The organism is Secundilactobacillus angelensis, assembly GCF_012641075.1.
Classification (GTDB): domain Bacteria; phylum Bacillota; class Bacilli; order Lactobacillales; family Lactobacillaceae; genus Secundilactobacillus; species Secundilactobacillus angelensis.
This window is the reverse complement of the sequence record NZ_JAAXLJ010000005.1, coordinates 1-18428: the sequence shown is the minus strand read 5'-3', so window position 1 is coordinate 18428 and position 18428 is coordinate 1. Positions and strand designations below refer to the sequence as shown.

The following is an 18428-nucleotide window of genomic DNA, read 5'->3' as shown; positions in this document are numbered from 1 at the left end:
GGTGAGCCTCCTTAGTTAAATCGTGATTCAACAGCTCGGGCGTGGGCTTCAAGCCCCTCAACTCGTGCCAACGTTGTAATCGCCCTTTCTTCCTTCTTCAAGGCTTCCCTTGAGTAGGTGACAAACTGAGTCCGTTTAACAAAGTCTGAAACCCCAAGTGGTGAGAAGAATCGAGCAGTCCCCCCGGTTGGCAAAATGTGGTTAGGACCAGCAACATAGTCACCCACGGGTTCTGAAGCGTTGAAACCTAAGAATACAGAACCGGCATTCTTAATTTGGTTAAGATACTGCATAGCATCTTCCAACTCGATTTCCAAGTGTTCTGGCGCAATGGCGTTCATGACGGTAAAGGCCTCATCAAGGTCATCCACTACTGCGATAAAGCCTTTATTGGCAACGGAGGCACTGGCAATTTCTTCACGGGGTAATGTCTTCACTTGACGGTCGATTTCATCACTAACAGCGACCGCAAATTTTTCACTCGGCGTGACCATCATTGGCCGCGCCATCTTGTCGTGTTCCGCTTGGGAAAGCAAGTCAGCGGCTACCTCTTTAGGATTGGCCGCATCATCCGCAATCACACCGATTTCTGAGGGACCGGCAATCATATCGATATCAACTTGGCCAAAGACTTGTTTCTTAGCAACAGCAACGAAGATATTGCCTGGACCGGTAATTTTGTCCACTCGAGGGATGCTCTCAGTCCCGTATGCCAAAGCGGCAATGGCTTGCGCACCACCGACTTGATAGATTTCATCAATGCCGGCAATCTTAGCGGCGGCTAAAACGGCTTGGCCAATACCGTCCTTTTGTGGCGGTGTTACCATAACGATTTTGCCCACGCCAGCGAGTTTAGCGGGAATGACGTTCATCAAAATGGATGATGGATAAGCGGCAGTACCACCGGGAACATACAAACCAACAGCTGCTAACGGGGTGATTTTTTCACCACGGACAACACCCTTTTGTTCCGCATCAACAAAACCGTGTTGAATCTCTTTTTGGTGGTAGCTGATAATGTTGTTCTTAGCTAAATTCAAGGCGTCAATCAAATCCTGGTCTGCATTTTCATACGCCGCGTCAATGTCAGCTTGTGGCACTCGCAAACTATCTAATTCGACTTTATCAAATTTGCGGCTATACTCTTTTAATGTTCTATCACCATTCTTGATGACGTTGGCAATGATTCCGGCAACGGTTGCTTCAACTTCCGGCTGGTTGGCTTGCTGATCAGTTTGACGATCAACTTGTTCAAGTAATTGATTTAAAGTCTGATTTTTAAATATTTTCATTATTCATTCACTCCTAATTTAAGTTTAGCTTGCTGTAGATTTTCAACTAAGGTTCTAATTTGCGACTGATATTGTTTCAAAGCTAACCGGTTCACCACCAGTTGAGTGCTGACTGGCTGTAATTCAGCATAAACGTGAAGGTTATTTTCCCGTAATGTCGTCCCTGTTTCGGTAATATCGACAATGGCGTCTGCTAGGCCGATCAGCGGTGCTAGTTCTACCGAGCCCTCGATGCGAATAATTTCCACATCTTCACCAATACTTTGAAAATAGCGTTTCGTGATGTTGGGGTATTTGGTCGCGATAATCTTCCTGCGAGCTTGCTGAGGATTGAAATTACTGGTAGAAGCTAGAACGAATCGGCACCGGCCAACCCCTAAATCCATCATGGCGTACTGAGTGTTGTTCTGCTCAGCCAAAATGTCACTGCCCACAATGCCTAGATGAACCGACCCACTATTGAGATAAGTGAGGACATCGGGCCCCTTAACTAAAATTGTTTGGTACACCGGATCTTCATTAAAGATTAGCCGCCGTCCCTTATGACGAATACCGCTACAGTCAATTCCGCTTGCTTCAAGTAACGGCACCACTTGCTGTTCCACCCGGCCCTTGGTTAACGCAATCTTGATTGGCATTTACTCACCTTCCTTCGTTAAATCCAATAGTTGCTGATTGTTACTGACAGCGATTCGGTTAGCCTCTTCACGGCTGTCGGCCAAGCATAACGTACTGTTAGGAGTTTCTTTCAATAGTATTTCCGCCTGCTGCCACTGATCAGAGTCGAAATAAATCAAAGTTTGTCGCGGTGCATCTTGCAACGGCACCCGGTCAGCTAGGGCATCAACATCAAAGGCCAACCCAACAGCTGGCTCTTTAATTTGCTGAAAACTGGTTAACAAATCATCGTAACGACCACCGCTGAACAAATAATCTGACGCGTTTTGGGTGTAACCTCGGAATGCCATGCCAGTATAGTAAGTCTGCGGTGACGGAATACTGAGATCGAGGACAACTCGCTGCTCAGGAGCGAGCTCTTTAATAAATTGATTCACAGCGGTCAAATTATCAATGACTGTCTGCACCTTTGAAATCTTTGGTAGACGTTTGACGACATTGATCACCGTATCAAAATCGCCAAACAGCCACGGCCATTCACCAAGAAAACCACCAAATTCGGTATCAGTCAGTAACGCTGAAATCTGGTTATAAACTGTCAAGTTCTTGGCGAACAGGGCTTGTTTAAGCGCTACCTTCGTCGGTTCTGGCACTGGCAATGCTGCTAAAACGGCTTCCACAAACCGAGCATCGCTTAATTCTAAAGTCATTTCTTTAACACCAGTGGCCCGGCATCCTGCTAGTGCAATCGTTAAACACTCAAGTTCACCTTTGATGCTGCTAGAACCAACTAATTCAATACCAGCTTGAGTGACTTGATTGTAACTGCCTGATAATTGCTTCTTGACTCGGAAAACATCGCCGCCGTAGTACCATTTAGCTGGTAGTTCAACCCCGGTAGTGCTCATCATCCGTGCCACCGGCAGAGTCAAATCTGGTCGAAGCACTAATGCCTCCCCTTGTTCATCCAGCAATTGATATGGCCGGTAATTATCAAGGTTCAGTGGTTTAAAGACGTCAGCGTACTCGAGAATTGGTGTGGTTAGCTTAGTAAAACCACGCTGCTTGAAGATTGAAAACAGTTGTCCGGAAATTGTTTCTTTAACAGCAGCTCGCGGCCCAAATTCATCTCGCGTCCCACTTGGCAAGTTTCGATTTTTAATCATGTTGTCCTCCTCCTGGATAAACAAAAAATCCTCGCAAACTAAATAAATTAGTTTGCGAGGACGATATCATCGCGGTTCCACCTCAATTTGTCGTCACCTCACGATGACGACCTTACGTTGCCAATAACTAGTCATTGAAGACACTTCAAGAACAGTTAAGGTAACCCTGATAACGCTAAACATGCGGAGCAGCTTACTTCATTCGGCTGATCAGTTCATAGAGGTGTTTCGTTGTCCCAATCACTTGGCTTCCAGCATTCCAAGTTCTCTGCACATTGGGGATCAACTACTTGTTCTAATCACAACTTATTTTGTCATTCAATTTTAATTGTTGTATATAATTTAACACCAAATTTTAATTTGTCAACGTAACCTTTAATAATTCTCATTAATTTGAGCCAAATAACCTAACAATCTCCTAATTTAATCACGTTTAGTTAAATTAAAATTTATTTAGCATTGATCATTGCCATCAAAGTATGATAGCCGTGACCCACCTCTTTAATGCTATGCGCGTCACTCCCATAAACCAGTGGTATCTTTAACTGCTGAGCCTGCTTAAGAATGGCATCATCCGGGTAGGTTTCGTTGCAGAACTCCTTATAAAGACCGGCAGCATTGTAATCAAGTTGGTCACCTTTTTGTTGAATGGTCTGTAGTAGTGTCGTGATGACCTGCCACGTATCAGCATCATAGATCCGTGGTAATCCAAAATAATCCTGAAACTTTCTAATCAGCGTCATATGACCGATTCGTTTAGGTGCATATTGACCCAAATCTGCCGTGACCGCTTCTGTAACGGCCCTAAAATACTGGCGATACAGTGCTTGTCCATTCTCCGCGGGTGTCAGCAATCCGGTTTCAAAATCTGTCAGTGTGTCGTCCACACACCAAAACTTATGATTAGCCCCCTGCATAAAGTGAACCGACAAAACGTTGTCAGTTGTTTGTGGCCCATATTCGTTCAAGAAATCCCGTGTCCACTGCACGTGGTTAGATAAATAGTCGACTTCAAAACCGACGTTGATGTGAATCTTTGCTCCGTACTTATCTTGCATCCGTTTGACCTTTTTAAAATAAGCTGGCAAATCACTCATTGCCATGGACGCTTCTGTGTAGCCAGTCTCCAGGCCTGCGTACTCTTGTTTAAATGCGGTTGGTAACGGCGCATGTTCAGTAATACTGTAACGTTCAAATCCTAGACGAATTGCTTTTTGAATCATTAATTCTACATCATCGCCACTGCCGTGAGGACAGAACTCGGTGTGTGAATGGCCATCTTGTTTCAGCATGAAATCGCTCCTTAACATTAATTGTCCTAGTTGTAACACATTCTGACGTAAAATTTATTGTTTTACGGCTGTTTGATGGAAAACAATGGCAAGTATATTGGTCGTAAACTGTGCCATTACCAATAAATAATTGCTATAATGAGTTAGATTATCTCACCGTTTTATCATTTATTGAAGTTTTAATTCGTCATTATTAAGAGGAGGCACTATTTTGGGACTCTCAAAACCCTTTTTAGACACCATTAGCACAGATTCAGTTCGTGGACCGTTAAATTTGATTACCGACGTGCCCGGCGTGACCGTGGGACAAACAACTTTTAACAGTGGCACCCACCATACCGGTATCACGGTAGTTAAGCCAACCACCGACAACGTTTTTCTCAACAAGCTACCCGCTGCCGCTCACGTCATCAACGGGTTCGGTAAGAGTACCGGTCTCGTTCAAATCAACGAATTAGGCACACTTGAAACGCCGATTGTCCTCACGAATACTTTTGCCGTTGGTACCGCTGAAACCGCACTAGCAGAAGACATGATGGCTGAAAACCCTGCGATTGGCGATACCACCAGTACCGTTAATCCCGTCATCATGGAGTGCAACGACGGCGATATTAATGACATTCGTGATGTTTTTATCACCAAGGAAGACGTATTGAAAACACTGCATCATACTGGTCAGTCCTTCGAGGAAGGAACCGTTGGCGCCGGTGTTGGTATGAGCTGCTATGATTTGAAGGGTGGTATCGGGTCTGCCAGCCGGGTCATCAAGATTGATGGCAAGTCCTTTACAATGGGGGCACTGGTATTATCAAACTATGGTTTTCTGCGAGACCTTAACATCTATAACGTGCCAGTAGGTGAAAAATTAGCGGCCTTTAATGCTGAAAAAAAGCAAAAAGAAAAGGGCAGTATCGTCACCATTCTGGCAACCGATATTCCCTTCAATTCTCGTCAATTAACCCGGATCGCTAAACGTGCCAGCGTTGGCATCACTCGTACCGGTGCCTTTATTGGCAACGGTAGTGGTGAAATTGTCTTAGCGTTTTCCACCGCCAACCGCATTTCCCACTATCCCAAAACCGAGCTGTCTTCGCAGGCCGCCATCACAGATGATAAAATTGACCGTTACTTCCGGATGACGGTCTCAGTGGTCGAAGAAGCCATTTTAAGTGTGCTAACACACGCAACAACTCTAAATGATCGTAAAGGTAATCCCCGTCTCAGTTTGCAAGATGCCTTACAGGGCTACCAAACTCACTATCAAGATCCTGAAGTTGCTCGGCTGCAAACTCAGCTAGGCATCTAATTAATTTCGACAGCCCAATGACGTGCATTATAAGCCGTCTTAAAGTCAGTGATACTCAGCCAGTAACGGCCATCTATCGGGTCAGAAACGTGCAAAAGTTTACCAAAGCAGCCGTCAACTAGCACCGCGTGATTATTACTTAACGCTTGACCGAAAGAATATTGTGACCATTCTGGTTGTTCAAAGCCCACCGTGACGTAAGCCACGATGGGCTTTTTTTGTTGTAAATGAAGTGGGAATTCTTCAGCAGGTAAACCACTCAAATTCGTGACCGGGGCATATCTTTTTGCCCATTCAACTAACGGCTCCGGAAAAATCGCTTCAAAGTGTCCGGGGACATCCTGATCAGGTTCTCCACCAAACCCATGGTAAGGGTTAAAGTCAGCCGCCCTGGGCATCTCCTTTAAAAAACTTAAATAATCAAATGTCATCGCGTAATTCTTAACGTGCAAGCCTTCAAGCAGTGCTGCAGGTTCACAGCCGTTGGGCATTCCCCACCAAATTTGGTTGATGTTTTCGGCATGAAGATTAACAAGTTGCTGACCTTTTTCGAGGGCTAATCGCCATAAGCTCGGAGCCAAAGTAACGGCATTTTTCAATACATAGTCACCGTCACTTAATTGATACCAATGTTCACCGTGGTCATCCGTAAATTCACGCGTCACTTCAACCATTGTCCCAGAATCAAGCTGTATGCCATGACTGCCATCTGCAGTTAAGGTTGCGGTCTGGTTATTGATCACATAAGCATCATGTTGCTTGGGTTGGTGTGGTGCTAACTTTAGCCGGCCTGCCATGAGTTCACCTCGTCAATGACCGCTTGTGCCATTTTCTTAGACTGATCATTAAATAAAGTCGGCAAGTTATCTAGATCAAAATACCTAACTTGTTTGGTTTCATCAGTAACGTGATCCAGTGGTTTGCCACCCGTTTGGCGAACTAAATACAGCGCCGTGATAAGCTGCGTTTGATCACCATTAGGATAAGTATAAAAATCCTTATCAAATAACTGAATCAGTTTAACCGGTTCAACTTCAATACCAGCATCTTCAAGGTATTCACGCTGGCAGGTTTCGGCAAAGCTGGCACCAAATTCCATGTAGCCACCTGGGAAGCTCCAGTCGCCTGTATCAGCCCGTTCTTGTAGCAGCAATCGATTATCCTCGTCCAGTAAAGCACCCGCTGCAGTATTCAAAATCATTGGCCGGTGTCCGACTAATGCTCTTATCTCGTGAATATAGTCCGCCATAAAACCATCCTTTCAAGTATACTATTCGGTCTTATTATAGCAGTTAGTTCCTGGCTTGTGCCTCTTCACTTGGACTTTTAAAGATATAACCAAAGCCGCGAACCGTCTTTAAACATTGAGGATTTTTAGCATCAATCTCAATCAATTTTCGTAGTTTGCTGATGTGTGAATCAATCGAACGCAGCGTAGAGTCTCGGCCGTTACGCCAGACGCTTTCAGCAATCTGATTCCGTGTTAGGACTACGTTTTCATGTTGCATGAAGTAGACTAGTAGCCGAAAATCCACTGGGCCCATGGTTAGCTGACGACCGTTGATGGTGACCATATAGTGTTGAAAATCGACTTGCAGCCGTCCGGTGTTAAGCATTTCTCGGCTTTCTGATTGTGGCTGATAACAACGCCAAATCTTTTGCTGAATTCGGGCGCGTAATTCACGGTTCCCCATCTCTAGAGAGAGTAGTTCATCAAAATGGTAACGATCAAACACATCGTAGAGCATACTGATCCCTAGTTTTTTCCTGTGAATCGCTAATAGTGGCCCACGAAACTGCTGACGCATCAAAATCAGCGTGTCGATTCGATGCCCTAATGAAAAGAAATGGTCTAAGTCCAAAATAATTAAAGTTTGGTTATCACGGTTTAATAAGAAGTCTGGTAAATACGTTGGGCTGCTAATCACCTGCCAATCAGCCATAATTTGTCTCAATCGTTTTAAGAGATTAGCGTTATCACTAACCAGCAAAATGCTTTTTTCCATGAGGCTTCCCCTTTTCATTTCGGTTGTTACCATAGTTATCCCACGTTTTCATGCCCAACAAAACCCGTTTTACATAAACTTTACATGACCTATACATTAACTTTACGCAGACCTTTTATACTGACCTTGTGCTTAGGAATTAATCCTTCTAAGACACAATCCATTTAAAGGGGAATATGCTCATGCATAAGAAAACTCTGGTTTCCACGTTAGTTGCTTTTAGTCTCACTGGCCTGTTATTAGGAGGTTGTGGTTCGAAGTCTAGTCAGAAGTCAGCTTCTGATGATACTAAAGCTGCAAAGGTCACGAAGATTACTGCTGTTGGTTCAACTGCTCTTCAACCATTAGTTGAACAAGCAGCCCAGGATTACCAGGCTTCAAACAAGAACGTTAATCTCACCGTTCAAGGTGGGGGGTCGGGTACCGGCTTAAGCCAAGTTCAACAAGGTGCAGTTCAAGTTGGTAACTCAGATATTTTTGCGGAACAGTCATCAGGCATCAAGGCGGACAAATTAGTTGACCACAAGGTTGCTGTCGTAGGTATGGCACCGGTTGTTAACCCTAGTACTGGTGTAACCAACGTATCCATGGCACAATTACGTGACATCTTCACAGGTAAAATCACCAACTGGAAACAAGTTGGCGGCAAGGATCAAAAGATTGCTGTCATCAATCGCGCCCAGGGTTCAGGTACTCGAGCAACTTTTGAAGGGGCAGTACTTGAAGGTAAGAAGGCCGTTACTTCTCAGGAACAAGATTCCAACGGTACCGTTCAAAAACTGGTTTCATCAACACCTGGTGCGATCAGTTATCTAGCTTTCTCATACGTGAACGAAAAAGTTAAAGCTCTTTCCATTGATAATGTAAAACCAACCGATAAAAACGTGACATCTAACAAGTGGACGATTTGGTCATACGAACACATGTACACGAAGGGTCAACCTGATAAAGCAACTGAAGGTTTCTTAAAATACATGAGTTCTGACAAGGTTCAAGGCAGCTTAGTCAACAAACTTGGCTACATCAGCATTCATGACATGAAAGTAACTAAGAACGCTAAAAACGTTGTGACAAAATAAATCTTTTACACATGCCCTATAAGCGGAAAATCAGGCGAAACATTTAGCCTTGATTTTCCGCTTGTCTATGGGAAACCAGCTCGAATTTCATCGTTCCTGCTGGCGTTGAAACAAGTACATCATGATATTAGGAGGAACGATCGTAATGGATGATATTCAAAAAAAATTAATGTCGCCATCCAAAGCATCTCGTGAAGACATTACCGGCCGAATCATCAGTTATACCTGCATTGCAGCAATCATTATCCTTGTCATTAGCATTCTGTATTTCATTACTTCTCGTGGAGTGGCAACATTTACGACCAACCACGTTAACCTCTGGCAATTTCTGTCTGGCGAAGAATGGAATCCCGGAACGTTGAACGATCATGGTCAACCACAAGTTGGTGCACTGCCCATGATCGTGACATCCTTTAGTGTCACCATTTTGGCAGCTCTGTTAGCCACACCGTTTGCAATTGCAGTAGCCCTTTTCATGACCGATATTGCCCCTAAAAATGGCGCTAAGTTTCTCCAGCCTGTGATTGAACTGCTAGTCGGTATTCCATCCGTCGTTTATGGGTTCATTGGCTTGACCGTTGTTGTGCCAGCCATCCGTCACATCTTTGGTGGCACTGGTTCGGGAATCCTGGCTGGGACCATCGTTTTATTCGTAATGGTATTACCGACCATTACTTCACTAGCAGTTGATGCTTTACGAGCGGTTCCTGCCTATTTTCGTTCAGCCTCGCTCGCACTGGGAGCAACCCGCTTTCAAACCATTTACAAAGTACTACTCCGGGCAGCCATGCCCCGTTTATTAACCGCCGTCATCTTTGGAATGGCCCGCGCATTTGGCGAAGCACTAGCCGTCCAAATGGTGATTGGGAATGCGGTGTTAATGCCACACAATCTAGTCACCCCAACGGCCACATTGACCAGCCAATTAACTACCAACATTGGGAATACGATCATGGGCACCTTACCGAACAACGCTCTTTGGTCATTGGCACTGATTCTATTATTAATGTCCCTAGTGTTTAACCTAATCATCCGCTATATCGGAAAGCGAGGCGAAATTAAATCATGACACCACATCAATCTGACCGGATTGCAACTCAATTAATCAATCTCCTAGTAGGAATCGTTGTACTGATATTGCTCTTTTTATTAGGTGACATTGTTCTCAGTGGCTTTCCTCACATCAGTTGGCACTTCTTAACTTCACCCTCCAGTTCTTTTAGTGCTGGTGGTGGTGTTCGTGATCAACTGTTTAACTCGCTCTACCTGCTCGTATTGACTCTTATTATCTCCTTCCCCTTAGCACTGGGGTCTGCTATCTACCTGTCGGAATACGCCGGCGATAATTGGTTCACCGGCCTAATTCGCACCGCAATTGAAGTACTGAGTTCGTTACCATCCGTTGTGGTCGGACTATTTGGTTACCTCTTATTCGTCATTGAATTTCACATGGGTTTCTCGATTTTGTCTGGGGCGATTGCCTTAACCTTTTTTAACTTGCCACTCTTAGTTCGGAGTATTGAGGGATCACTGCACGCTGTCCCAAATAGTCAACGAGAAGCAGGAAGTGCACTGGGTCTTTCCAATTGGCGAACGATCCGTGGCATCATCCTGCCAGTTGCCTTGCCGGGTATCCTCACCGGTATCATCCTTAGCGCTGGTCGTGTTTTCGGTGAGGCCGCTGCTCTGATTTATACAGCTGGTCAAAGTGCCCCTCTTCTTGATTATTCGAACTGGAACCCAACCTCTAGTAGTAGTTTTCTCAACCCAATGCGGCCGGCTGAAACGTTGGCTGTTCATATTTGGAAAGTAAATACTGAAGGTGTAACACCTGATGCCGTCAGTATTTCTGCCGGCGCATCAGCAGTCTTGATCATTGTCATTTTAATTTTCAACTTTGGTGCCCGTGCGATTGGCAATCAGATGTATAAAAAAATGACTGGAGGAAAGTAAATTTACTATGCAAGCCTACGATTTAAGTCAAACTCACATTGTTACGCCAGCTGAAGAAATCGCGCTATCGACTAATCAATTACAAGTCTATTACGGTAACAGTAAACACGCGTCCATGTCTGATGCTAGTTTGAGTTTCCCCCGGTTTCAGATTACCGCTTTGATTGGTGCTTCAGGTTCTGGAAAGTCGACATATTTACGATCACTTAATCGTCTAAACGATCGGATTGCGCGTATTAAAGGTGAAATCATTTATCGTCATACAAACATCAATGATTCGAAAGTTAACGTCTATGAGGTTCGAAAGCACATTGGGATGGTTTTTCAGAAGCCCAACCCATTCGCAAAATCCATCTCGGAAAACATTACTTTTGCCCTTAAGGCTCAAGGCATCACCAACCGACAAGAACTCAAGCAGCGAGTCGAAACTAGTTTGAAGGAAGCGGCCTTGTGGGATGAGGTTAAGGATGATTTGAATAAAAGTGCGCTGGCCTTGTCTGGTGGCCAGCAGCAACGACTATGCATTGCCCGTGCAATTGCGATGAAACCGGATATTTTATTGCTTGATGAACCCGCTAGTGCTTTAGACCCAATTTCAACAACCAAACTGGAAGTTACGCTCAAAGAGCTTGCCAAGAACTACACCATCATTATTGTGACTCATAATATGCAACAGGCTTCGCGTATCAGTACTTACACTGCCTTTTTCCATCTGGGTCACGTGCTTGAATATGATCGAACAGAAAGAATCTTCCAAACGCCAATGATTCAAGCAACCCATGATTATGTCACTGGTAACTTTGGTTAAGAAAGGATCACGTCATGTCTATCATTCTCGAAACAAAAGACGTTCACTTGTCCTATGGTAAAAAAGAAGCCTTACACGGTGTTAATTTGGATTTTGAAGATAATAGCATCACCGCACTGATTGGGCCTTCTGGCTGTGGCAAGTCGACTTTTCTGCGTTGCCTAAACCGGATGAACGATTTAATTCCCAATACGACCATCACTGGCAGTTTTCAGTTCCACGAACGTGAGATATACGCATCCACAATCGACCTCGTTGAGTTGCGTAAACAGATTGGAATGGTTTTTCAGCAGCCGAACCCCTTCCCATTTTCCGTATATGAAAATGTGACTTATGGGTTAAAACTCACTGGTCATAGTGACCGAAAATTTCTCGATGAACAAGTCGAACGAGCCCTGAAACAAGCAGCAGTTTGGGATGAGGTCAAAGACAACCTCAATAAAAGTGCCATGTCTTTCTCTGGGGGACAGCAGCAACGAATCTGTATTGCTCGATTATTGGCCGTTCAACCCGATATTATTTTGTTGGATGAACCTACTAGTGCTTTAGATCCTATTTCGAGTGCTCAAATTGAGACCACTTTATTAGAGCTAAAGAAAGAATACTGCATCATCATTGTGACCCATAATTTACAGCAGGCCTCACGAATAGCAGACCGCACAGCTTTTATGCTAAATGGGAACCTAGTGGAATATGACAACACGAGTAAAATGTTTACGAACCCCGAAAAGCAGGATACTAGTGACTATCTAAACGGTAAATTTGGTTAGGAGTGAAAAATAAAATGAATAATATTTTTACAACCGAACTCAAAAAACTATTCTCGGTTTTTACTGAAATGGGAGAAGCTGTGAGTGCGCAAATTGAACAAGCCACTGAATCCTACATTAGTCACGATAAAGCCGCCGCGCAATCCCTCGTTCAGCAAGACAATTCTATCAATACAAACGAGGTTGACCTTGAAAAACAAGCCCTCACGTTGATGACCCTACAACAACCGGTCGCTGACGATTTCCGACACGTCATCACCATTTTAAAGGCCAGTTCTGACTTAGAACGAATCGGTGATCACGCCACCGGAATTGCCTTGGAAACCATCCGTGTTAAGGGGTCGCAACGCAACAAAGATGTGGAAACAGACATCGCCGCACTAACTGTCATGATTCGCACGATGTTAAAAGAAGCGCTCGCCGCTTTACAAAGTTTTGACATGCAGTCAGCACAAGCAGTCGCCAACCAAGATCAGGATGTGGATGCTAAGTTCGATCAAATTCGTCGTGACATCACTGCAGCAATCCAAGTTGACCCTTCTGTTGCTGAAGCGGGTGCTAGCTATCTGATGGTTACAAAGCTGTTAGAACGCATCGGCGATCGAATCGTTAATTTAGCTGAAGAAATGGTTTACAACCAAACCGGTGAAATTGTGGAATTAAATCAGGGACGCTTGCATCCAAACGGATAAGAATTGCAGATCATCATTTCCACAAAAAATAGGTTCAATTAAATTTTTATATTCCACTTAACGATATGAATCCCGTAACAGCGGTGATAAAGAGCCCGTTGAATCTCCAAAAATACTAGATATTTTCAAATAATTAAGTTACTACCCTTGCTTTTCACGCCAATAGCTGTTAATCTTATAACTAATGTATTTAATGCTTCGGAATTTTGGTACGACGTTCGCAAGAATGACTTCCCCGATTTCTAAAGTTTCAGATACACAAATATATTGCGCTATGCGCTCGGAGGTTTCACTCTTATGGAACAAGGTACTGTAAAATGGTTTAACGGCGACAAAGGTTACGGCTTCATCACTTTGGAAAACGGCTCAGACGTTTTCGTTCACTTCTCAGCTATCAATGCTGATGGTTACAAGACTCTTGAAGAAGGTCAACATGTAACCTTAGACGTAGAACAAGGCGACCGCGGCCCACAAGCAGCCAACGTTACTGTTGCTTAATTCGTTTAAACCATAAGAAGGGTTCATCGATTTAGTCGATGAACTCTTTTTTTGTTATTTCATGATTCGATCAGAGAAAGCAAGCGGTTGTTGCGGTTGGACACAAAATAGGCATTCCCAGATTATGAGAATGCCTATTTTTGTGTGTCCATATTTAATTTCTAGATGACATTTCGATCAAATGGGTCGTCACTAATACCCTTTTCAAGAATATCACGAGACCATTGCTTAGCTGAGAACAATGAATGGTCACGGTAGTTACCACAGCTGGTAATGTCCGTGCCAGGAACGTCTTCCCATTTGATATCATTAGCGATTTGTGCCAGTGAACTCTTTAACGCCTTGGCAACTTCAGTAGTTGTTGGTTCACCCCACATGATCAGATGAAACCCAGTCCGGCAACCAAATGGTGAACAGTCAATAACACCATCCATCCGGTCACGCAATAAACCTGCTAATAAATGTTCAATTGTGTGGAGGCCAGCGGTTGGAATTGCATTTTCGTTAGGTTGAACTAACCGTAAATCAAAATTCGAAATTGCATCGCCCTTTTGCCCTTTTTCCACCGTAATCAAACGAACATACGGCGCCTTAACTTTAGTATGATCTAATTGAAAGCTTTCTACTTTTGCCATGAGAATCCTCCTTGAATTTTATATCGTGCACTATTTATTATACCGCTGATTTCTGATTCATGTTATTCGTACAAGTCAGGACGCCGGTCAGCAAACACCGGCATAAAACCACGAGCCTTATCGGTTGCACTGATATCAATCGTGACCGTCTTTAACTCTTCTTCATGACCCAAATACAAGACGTTGTTACCAAGTGGATCAATCACCACAGAATTGCCGCCAAAGCGGTTTTCAGGATCCGCACCTACCCGGTTAACACCGACGACAAAACTTTGATTTTCGATTGCACGAGCCGCTAAGAGCTTTCGCCATTGTGGCATCCGTGATGTCGGCCATTCAGCAGGCACAAAGATGATGCGGCTGTCTGTTAAGGATAAGGTTCTGAGCCATTCGGGGAAGCGAATGTCGTAACAGATAACACTCGTCGCTGGTGTTCCCTTAACTTCGAACCGATCTTTGTGATCACCGGCTGCCAAAAATTCATCTTCGTGCATTAAACCAAATAAATGAACCTTATCATACGTTGTCAGCAGCCCGCCCTTTTCATCAACAACATACGTGGTATTGAAAAATTGATTATCTCGCTTAGTAGCCACTGATCCAGCATGTATCATAATGTGGTATTTTTTAGCCAGCGCCTGAATGACGTGCATTGTCTGGGCACCATTAACATCGGCAATATCATCAAAACGACTGAGATCATAGCCGGTATTCCACATTTCTGGGAAAACAACGATGTCTGCTTGTTCAAGTGCCGCCTGGGAAACAAACGATTCAATTCGAGAAAAATTTGCGGCAGGTTCGCCAAAACTAATATCCATTTGTGCTAGTGAAATAGTTATTTTCATGCCTACGCCTCCATATATCCTTTTTAGTATAATACTGATATCTCAGTTATCAAATACCCAAAATTGGATTTCAATTAAATTTCTCAAAAATAAGTCGTGGTTGCACATTAGTTCAATTTCCGTCACAATAATAACAAATTACATCTGAAAGAGGTCATCAATATGGATTCATTTACGGTATATCTGGTTCGTCACGGCAGCACGATGTTAAATAGTTTCAACCGGATGCAAGGCTGGATCGACTCTGACCTATCTGAAGAGGGTATCACGCAAGCTCGACAAGCTGCAGAAAAATTACAAGGAGCTGTCATTAACCGTGCTTTTTCATCAGATCTTGGCCGGGCCATCAGTACCCGCAACATCATCTTGAACCAGCTCCAGCAGACACCCACTGAGATTGATCAACTGCCAGAATTCCGTGAAGTTAATTTTGGGTTCTTCGAAGGTTTGAATTCCGATGACATTTGGGCGGGGATTGCCTCTCCTTATGGTAAGAATAGCCAAGCCGACCTCCTCGAAATTGGCGGGCTTAGAGAGGCTCGCAAAGCAATGAAAGAAAGCGACCCTTCTCACACTGCGGAAGATTATGACGAGGTGATTTCACGGGTTAAAGCTGGCTTCAAAGTACTGCGTGATCACTGTCAAAGCGGCGAATCAGTTCTGCTGGTCAGTCATGGCACTATCATTCGTACGATCATCGATTATCTCGGCGTCGATACCAAGGGTAATTATCCGCAAAACGGTGGCATATCTGAATTAACAGTTTACCCTGATGAAGTTATCGTAGAGGCTTATAATCAATAGTCTTCCAATACGCTTTCAACTCTGAAGTCGAGAAGAACCAAGGATTCCGGTATACCAGCGGAATCTTTTTTTGCTTTTGCTTGAAAACGGTTTCACACTTCGCTAGACTAGACTTATGTTTAAGTTATAGAAAACAACGAGGTGGAAATAAGATGACGAAAATATTAGCAGTCAATGCAGGGAGTTCAACTTTAAAATGGAAGCTCTTTTCAATGCCTGACGAAACCGTGATTGCTTCCGGTTTAGTTGACCGCTTGAATTTACCCGGTTCCATTTTTACAGTTAAACGACCAGATGGTGATAAGTTCGAGGAAACGCAGGACAATATTGACTATCGATTAGCCGCTGCGATGGTGCTTTCCCACTTGAAGGAAGCTGGAATCGTCAAACATTTGCATGAAATTGCTGGTATTGGTCACCGAATCGTAGCTGGTGGAGAAATTTTCTCAGACTCCGCGGTTGTTGATGACGCTGCACTGAAACAAATTCATGAGCTCGCTCAATATGCGCCGTTGCATAATCCAATTGAAGCCGAATACATTGAAATCTTTCAGCAACTACTGCCAAACGTGCCCCAAGTAGCCGTATTTGACACCGCACTGTACACCGACATGCCTAAAATCAATGCTTTATACCCGATTCCTTATCAATACTACAAAGAGTATGGTGCCCGTAAATATGGCGCTCATGGCACAAGCCACCGCTACGTCTCTGCTCGGGCTGCTGAACTATTAGGTAAACCCCTGTCTGATCTCAAACTGATTACGTTACACTTGGGATCTGGGTCATCAATCTCCGCTTTTGATCATGGCAAAGTCATTGATACCTCCATGGGATTCACACCACTGGCAGGTGTCATGATGGCGACTCGTTCTGGCGACATCGATCCCTCGTTGGTCTCATTTTTAGCTGAGAAAAAACACGTCAAAATGAGCGAAATGATTGATATTTTAAATCATCAATCAGGGTTATTGGGTATCTCTCAACTATCGCCCGATCAACGTGATTTGGAATCGGCACAGGATACTAATCCACAAGCAAAATTAGCGTTGGACATGTACGCCAACCGAATCGTTCGGTATATCGGCTCATATATTGCTGAATTAAACGGCTTAGATGCCTTAGTGTTCACTGCTGGTTCCGGAGAAAACGGGATTGATATGCGTGCCAAAATTGCGGATCAGTTAAGCTACTTTGGGATTCAAATTGACCACGATCGTAATCAAGTTCGTGGCAAAGAACAAGTTATTAGTCCTGACAGTGCCCCAGTAACAGTCATGGTGGTCCCAACCAACGAAGAGTTGATGATTGTCCGGGATGTGCAACGACTGACACAAAAGTGAACACTTAAAATTAAAATGTTAACGCTGCGTTGTTATCTGGAGCGTACCGCTATTTGAGGAAATTAAGTGATATTATAGGGTATTGTTTTGAAAGATTTGGCACTTGAATCATCCCCAAATGTACATTGGCTGTATTTTGATTTTTGGGACCATAAAAAATCGTCGAGAACTTTCAAATTCCTGACGATTTTTTTATACCCCTGAATTTTTAAATCAAGTACAACATTGAAGCTATTTTCTGTAGTGAATCAACCTACTTAACTACTAGATGCTTACCATCATAAACACCCCAAAAATTAAAATAACTAACCCTGCTAATGTTGAAATAATTTGGCTTTTTTGTTTTTCTTTCAGAATTATCGTTGCAACCATTGTCGCAATCACTACATTTAGTTGTGATAAAGCGAAAGCATTTACTAACCCGTTTAAACCCAATGATACCAAGTAAGTAGACGCTGCACCACCAAATACGATCCCAGAAATGATATTTCTCATTCCCAATGGGTCGTTTCCAGATATCTTTTTGTGCCCAACAAAGTAAATTACGGATGCACCGATGAACATCCCCAAGGACTGAGGGAAAAAGCCAGCTAATCCGCTAGTATGACAATAGTGCGGGAAACCAGAATATCCCCAATATCCGATAGTTGTCACAAGCAAAACCAAATAAATCATGATGTCTTTACGCTTAATTTTTACCAAACCATTAGAAATGGCAACACCTAGTAAAATTATGATTAACGCAGCTAGCCCTAATAAATTATCAAATACGCCAACCCATTCTTTGAATAGCCACCCGCCAATCAATGAATTTCCAATGGTTTGAAATGCCGTAGTTACAGGCATTATTGTACTGACACCTGCTTTTTTAAAGCACCAAACTTGACCCGCCTGCCCGATACTCCAAAATAGTCCAGAAATAAAATATAACATAAAATCATTTATAGAAATTTGATACTTAAAAAGCGCCTGAACAATGCTCGCAAATAAGAAAATACCGGCACTTGTTCCAAATAACTGCTGAAAATAATTGCCACCCATTTTTGTTAAAAAGATTGGATATAATGGTTCTACAATATCTGTTGTTGGTAATAGATTTTATCTATTACTGATAACAGATTTTTTGTTACACTACTATTTAATTTAATAAAAAAACGGGCATTCCCGCCCATTCATTAAAATCAACCACGACGAAGATTTCTAGAAAGAAGGAATACCTTTATGAATTATAATACTACGAAGTTGTTGCTAGGCATAGATGATAAACATGTAAAAATTAAAGGTGGTACTGAACGGGCTGATGGGGTTATCCAGGTTA

20 protein-coding genes and 1 other annotated feature are annotated in these 18428 nt (G+C 43.3%); of the genes, 10 read left to right on the top strand and 10 right to left on the bottom strand.

Features of this window, described 5'->3' with window-relative positions:
- Window positions 1–11: 11 nt before the first annotated feature.
- From hisD to hisJ, 4 genes are all read right to left on the bottom strand, one after another.
- Window positions 12–1292 (bottom strand): histidinol dehydrogenase, encoded by a 1281-nt coding sequence (gene hisD, locus HC026_RS03765; protein ID WP_168924660.1) that lies wholly within the window; start codon window positions 1290–1292, stop codon window positions 12–14.
- Window positions 1292–1930 carry an ATP phosphoribosyltransferase gene (gene hisG, locus HC026_RS03760; protein ID WP_168924659.1) on the bottom strand — a complete coding sequence of 213 codons (639 nt, stop codon included), beginning with the start codon at window positions 1928–1930 and terminating at the stop codon, window positions 1292–1294. Before hisG ends, hisD begins: the two co-directional genes overlap by 1 nt.
- Window positions 1931–3076, bottom strand: a complete 1146-nt coding sequence (locus HC026_RS03755; RefSeq protein WP_211089399.1) for an ATP phosphoribosyltransferase regulatory subunit — start codon at window positions 3074–3076, stop codon at window positions 1931–1933.
- Between the two features lie 53 nt (window positions 3077–3129).
- Window positions 3130–3388: a binding site (T-box leader), on the bottom strand.
- Window positions 3389–3525: 137 nt separating this feature from the next.
- A complete protein-coding gene (gene hisJ, locus HC026_RS03750; RefSeq protein WP_211089398.1) occupies window positions 3526–4368 on the bottom strand; it encodes a histidinol-phosphatase HisJ in 843 nt (280 codons plus the stop codon).
- A gap of 211 nt (window positions 4369–4579) precedes the next feature.
- On the opposite strand from hisJ, the gene HC026_RS03745 reads away from it, so the two are divergent.
- On the top strand, window positions 4580–5674 hold the full coding sequence (locus tag HC026_RS03745) for a DmpA family aminopeptidase (protein ID WP_168924658.1): 1095 nt from the start codon (window positions 4580–4582) through the stop codon (window positions 5672–5674).
- On the opposite strand, the gene HC026_RS03740 is transcribed toward HC026_RS03745, so the two are convergent.
- From HC026_RS03740 to HC026_RS03730, 3 genes are read right to left on the bottom strand one after another with little or no spacing between them, the layout of a single operon-like run.
- On the bottom strand, window positions 5671–6471 hold the full coding sequence (locus tag HC026_RS03740) for a C39 family peptidase (RefSeq protein WP_232843613.1): 801 nt from the start codon (window positions 6469–6471) through the stop codon (window positions 5671–5673). The genes HC026_RS03745 and HC026_RS03740 overlap by 4 nt on opposite strands.
- Window positions 6456–6923 (bottom strand): NUDIX hydrolase, encoded by a 468-nt coding sequence (locus HC026_RS03735; RefSeq protein WP_168924657.1) that lies wholly within the window; start codon window positions 6921–6923, stop codon window positions 6456–6458. Before HC026_RS03735 ends, HC026_RS03740 begins: the two co-directional genes overlap by 16 nt.
- A gap of 43 nt (window positions 6924–6966) precedes the next feature.
- Window positions 6967–7680: a winged helix-turn-helix transcriptional regulator gene (locus tag HC026_RS03730; RefSeq protein ID WP_168924656.1), complete on the bottom strand. Its 714-nt coding sequence runs from the start codon at window positions 7678–7680 to the stop codon at window positions 6967–6969.
- Between the two features lie 182 nt (window positions 7681–7862).
- On the opposite strand from HC026_RS03730, the gene HC026_RS03725 reads away from it, so the two are divergent.
- From HC026_RS03725 to HC026_RS03695, 7 genes are all read left to right on the top strand, one after another.
- Window positions 7863–8759: a phosphate ABC transporter substrate-binding protein gene (locus tag HC026_RS03725; RefSeq protein WP_168924655.1), complete on the top strand. Its 897-nt coding sequence runs from the start codon at window positions 7863–7865 to the stop codon at window positions 8757–8759.
- A gap of 145 nt (window positions 8760–8904) precedes the next feature.
- Window positions 8905–9828 carry a phosphate ABC transporter permease subunit PstC gene (gene pstC, locus HC026_RS03720; RefSeq protein ID WP_168924654.1) on the top strand — a complete coding sequence of 308 codons (924 nt, stop codon included), beginning with the start codon at window positions 8905–8907 and terminating at the stop codon, window positions 9826–9828.
- On the top strand, window positions 9825–10712 hold the full coding sequence (gene pstA, locus HC026_RS03715) for a phosphate ABC transporter permease PstA (RefSeq protein ID WP_168924653.1): 888 nt from the start codon (window positions 9825–9827) through the stop codon (window positions 10710–10712). Before pstC ends, pstA begins: the two co-directional genes overlap by 4 nt.
- Window positions 10713–10719: 7 nt before the next feature.
- Window positions 10720–11520: a phosphate ABC transporter ATP-binding protein PstB gene (gene pstB, locus HC026_RS03710; protein ID WP_168924652.1), complete on the top strand. Its 801-nt coding sequence runs from the start codon at window positions 10720–10722 to the stop codon at window positions 11518–11520.
- A gap of 14 nt (window positions 11521–11534) precedes the next feature.
- Window positions 11535–12290 (top strand): phosphate ABC transporter ATP-binding protein PstB, encoded by a 756-nt coding sequence (gene pstB / locus HC026_RS03705; RefSeq protein WP_168924651.1) that lies wholly within the window; start codon window positions 11535–11537, stop codon window positions 12288–12290.
- A gap of 14 nt (window positions 12291–12304) precedes the next feature.
- Window positions 12305–12982, top strand: a complete 678-nt coding sequence (phoU, locus tag HC026_RS03700; RefSeq protein WP_168924650.1) for a phosphate signaling complex protein PhoU — start codon at window positions 12305–12307, stop codon at window positions 12980–12982.
- A gap of 297 nt (window positions 12983–13279) precedes the next feature.
- Window positions 13280–13480, top strand: a complete 201-nt coding sequence (locus HC026_RS03695) for a cold-shock protein (protein WP_089089176.1) — start codon at window positions 13280–13282, stop codon at window positions 13478–13480.
- Between the two features lie 161 nt (window positions 13481–13641).
- Here the strand turns inward: HC026_RS03695 and HC026_RS03690 are convergent, their stop codons facing one another.
- Together HC026_RS03690 and HC026_RS03685 are read right to left on the bottom strand one after the other, a co-directional pair.
- Window positions 13642–14115 (bottom strand): S-ribosylhomocysteine lyase, encoded by a 474-nt coding sequence (locus HC026_RS03690; protein ID WP_168924649.1) that lies wholly within the window; start codon window positions 14113–14115, stop codon window positions 13642–13644.
- A gap of 62 nt (window positions 14116–14177) precedes the next feature.
- Window positions 14178–14963 carry a carbon-nitrogen family hydrolase gene (locus tag HC026_RS03685; protein ID WP_168924648.1) on the bottom strand — a complete coding sequence of 262 codons (786 nt, stop codon included), beginning with the start codon at window positions 14961–14963 and terminating at the stop codon, window positions 14178–14180.
- Between the two features lie 162 nt (window positions 14964–15125).
- Here HC026_RS03685 and HC026_RS03680 point away from each other — a divergent pair, with 162 nt between their 5' ends.
- Both HC026_RS03680 and HC026_RS03675 read left to right on the top strand, forming a co-directional pair.
- Entirely contained in the window at window positions 15126–15767 is a 642-nt protein-coding gene (locus HC026_RS03680; RefSeq protein WP_168924647.1) for a histidine phosphatase family protein, read from the top strand.
- Between the two features lie 152 nt (window positions 15768–15919).
- On the top strand, window positions 15920–17110 hold the full coding sequence (locus HC026_RS03675) for an acetate/propionate family kinase (protein ID WP_168924646.1): 1191 nt from the start codon (window positions 15920–15922) through the stop codon (window positions 17108–17110).
- 264 nt (window positions 17111–17374) lie between these two features.
- Here HC026_RS03675 and HC026_RS03670 read toward each other — a convergent pair whose 3' ends face one another.
- Window positions 17375–18166 carry a GRP family sugar transporter gene (locus HC026_RS03670; RefSeq protein ID WP_332871173.1) on the bottom strand — a complete coding sequence of 264 codons (792 nt, stop codon included), beginning with the start codon at window positions 18164–18166 and terminating at the stop codon, window positions 17375–17377.
- Window positions 18167–18428: the final 262 nt, after the last annotated feature.

Coding starts and splice junctions, on each gene's coding strand:
- phoU (WP_168924650.1), top strand. CDS start 12,305: ATGAATAATATTTTTACAACCGAACTCAAAAAACTATTCTCGGTTTTT.
- pstC (WP_168924654.1), top strand. CDS start 8,905: ATGGATGATATTCAAAAAAAATTAATGTCGCCATCCAAAGCATCTCGT.
- HC026_RS03675 (WP_168924646.1), top strand. CDS start 15,920: ATGACGAAAATATTAGCAGTCAATGCAGGGAGTTCAACTTTAAAATGG.
- HC026_RS03725 (WP_168924655.1), top strand. CDS start 7,863: ATGCATAAGAAAACTCTGGTTTCCACGTTAGTTGCTTTTAGTCTCACT.
- HC026_RS03740 (WP_232843613.1), bottom strand. CDS start 6,471: ATGGCAGGCCGGCTAAAGTTAGCACCACACCAACCCAAGCAACATGAT.
- hisG (WP_168924659.1), bottom strand. CDS start 1,930: ATGCCAATCAAGATTGCGTTAACCAAGGGCCGGGTGGAACAGCAAGTG.
- HC026_RS03735 (WP_168924657.1), bottom strand. CDS start 6,923: ATGGCGGACTATATTCACGAGATAAGAGCATTAGTCGGACACCGGCCA.
- HC026_RS03695 (WP_089089176.1), top strand. CDS start 13,280: ATGGAACAAGGTACTGTAAAATGGTTTAACGGCGACAAAGGTTACGGC.
- HC026_RS03730 (WP_168924656.1), bottom strand. CDS start 7,680: ATGGAAAAAAGCATTTTGCTGGTTAGTGATAACGCTAATCTCTTAAAA.
- pstA (WP_168924653.1), top strand. CDS start 9,825: ATGACACCACATCAATCTGACCGGATTGCAACTCAATTAATCAATCTC.
- HC026_RS03685 (WP_168924648.1), bottom strand. CDS start 14,963: ATGAAAATAACTATTTCACTAGCACAAATGGATATTAGTTTTGGCGAA.
- HC026_RS03680 (WP_168924647.1), top strand. CDS start 15,126: ATGGATTCATTTACGGTATATCTGGTTCGTCACGGCAGCACGATGTTA.
- hisD (WP_168924660.1), bottom strand. CDS start 1,292: ATGAAAATATTTAAAAATCAGACTTTAAATCAATTACTTGAACAAGTT.
- pstB (WP_168924652.1), top strand. CDS start 10,720: ATGCAAGCCTACGATTTAAGTCAAACTCACATTGTTACGCCAGCTGAA.
- HC026_RS03755 (WP_211089399.1), bottom strand. CDS start 3,076: ATGATTAAAAATCGAAACTTGCCAAGTGGGACGCGAGATGAATTTGGG.
- pstB (WP_168924651.1), top strand. CDS start 11,535: ATGTCTATCATTCTCGAAACAAAAGACGTTCACTTGTCCTATGGTAAA.
- hisJ (WP_211089398.1), bottom strand. CDS start 4,368: ATGCTGAAACAAGATGGCCATTCACACACCGAGTTCTGTCCTCACGGC.
- HC026_RS03690 (WP_168924649.1), bottom strand. CDS start 14,115: ATGGCAAAAGTAGAAAGCTTTCAATTAGATCATACTAAAGTTAAGGCG.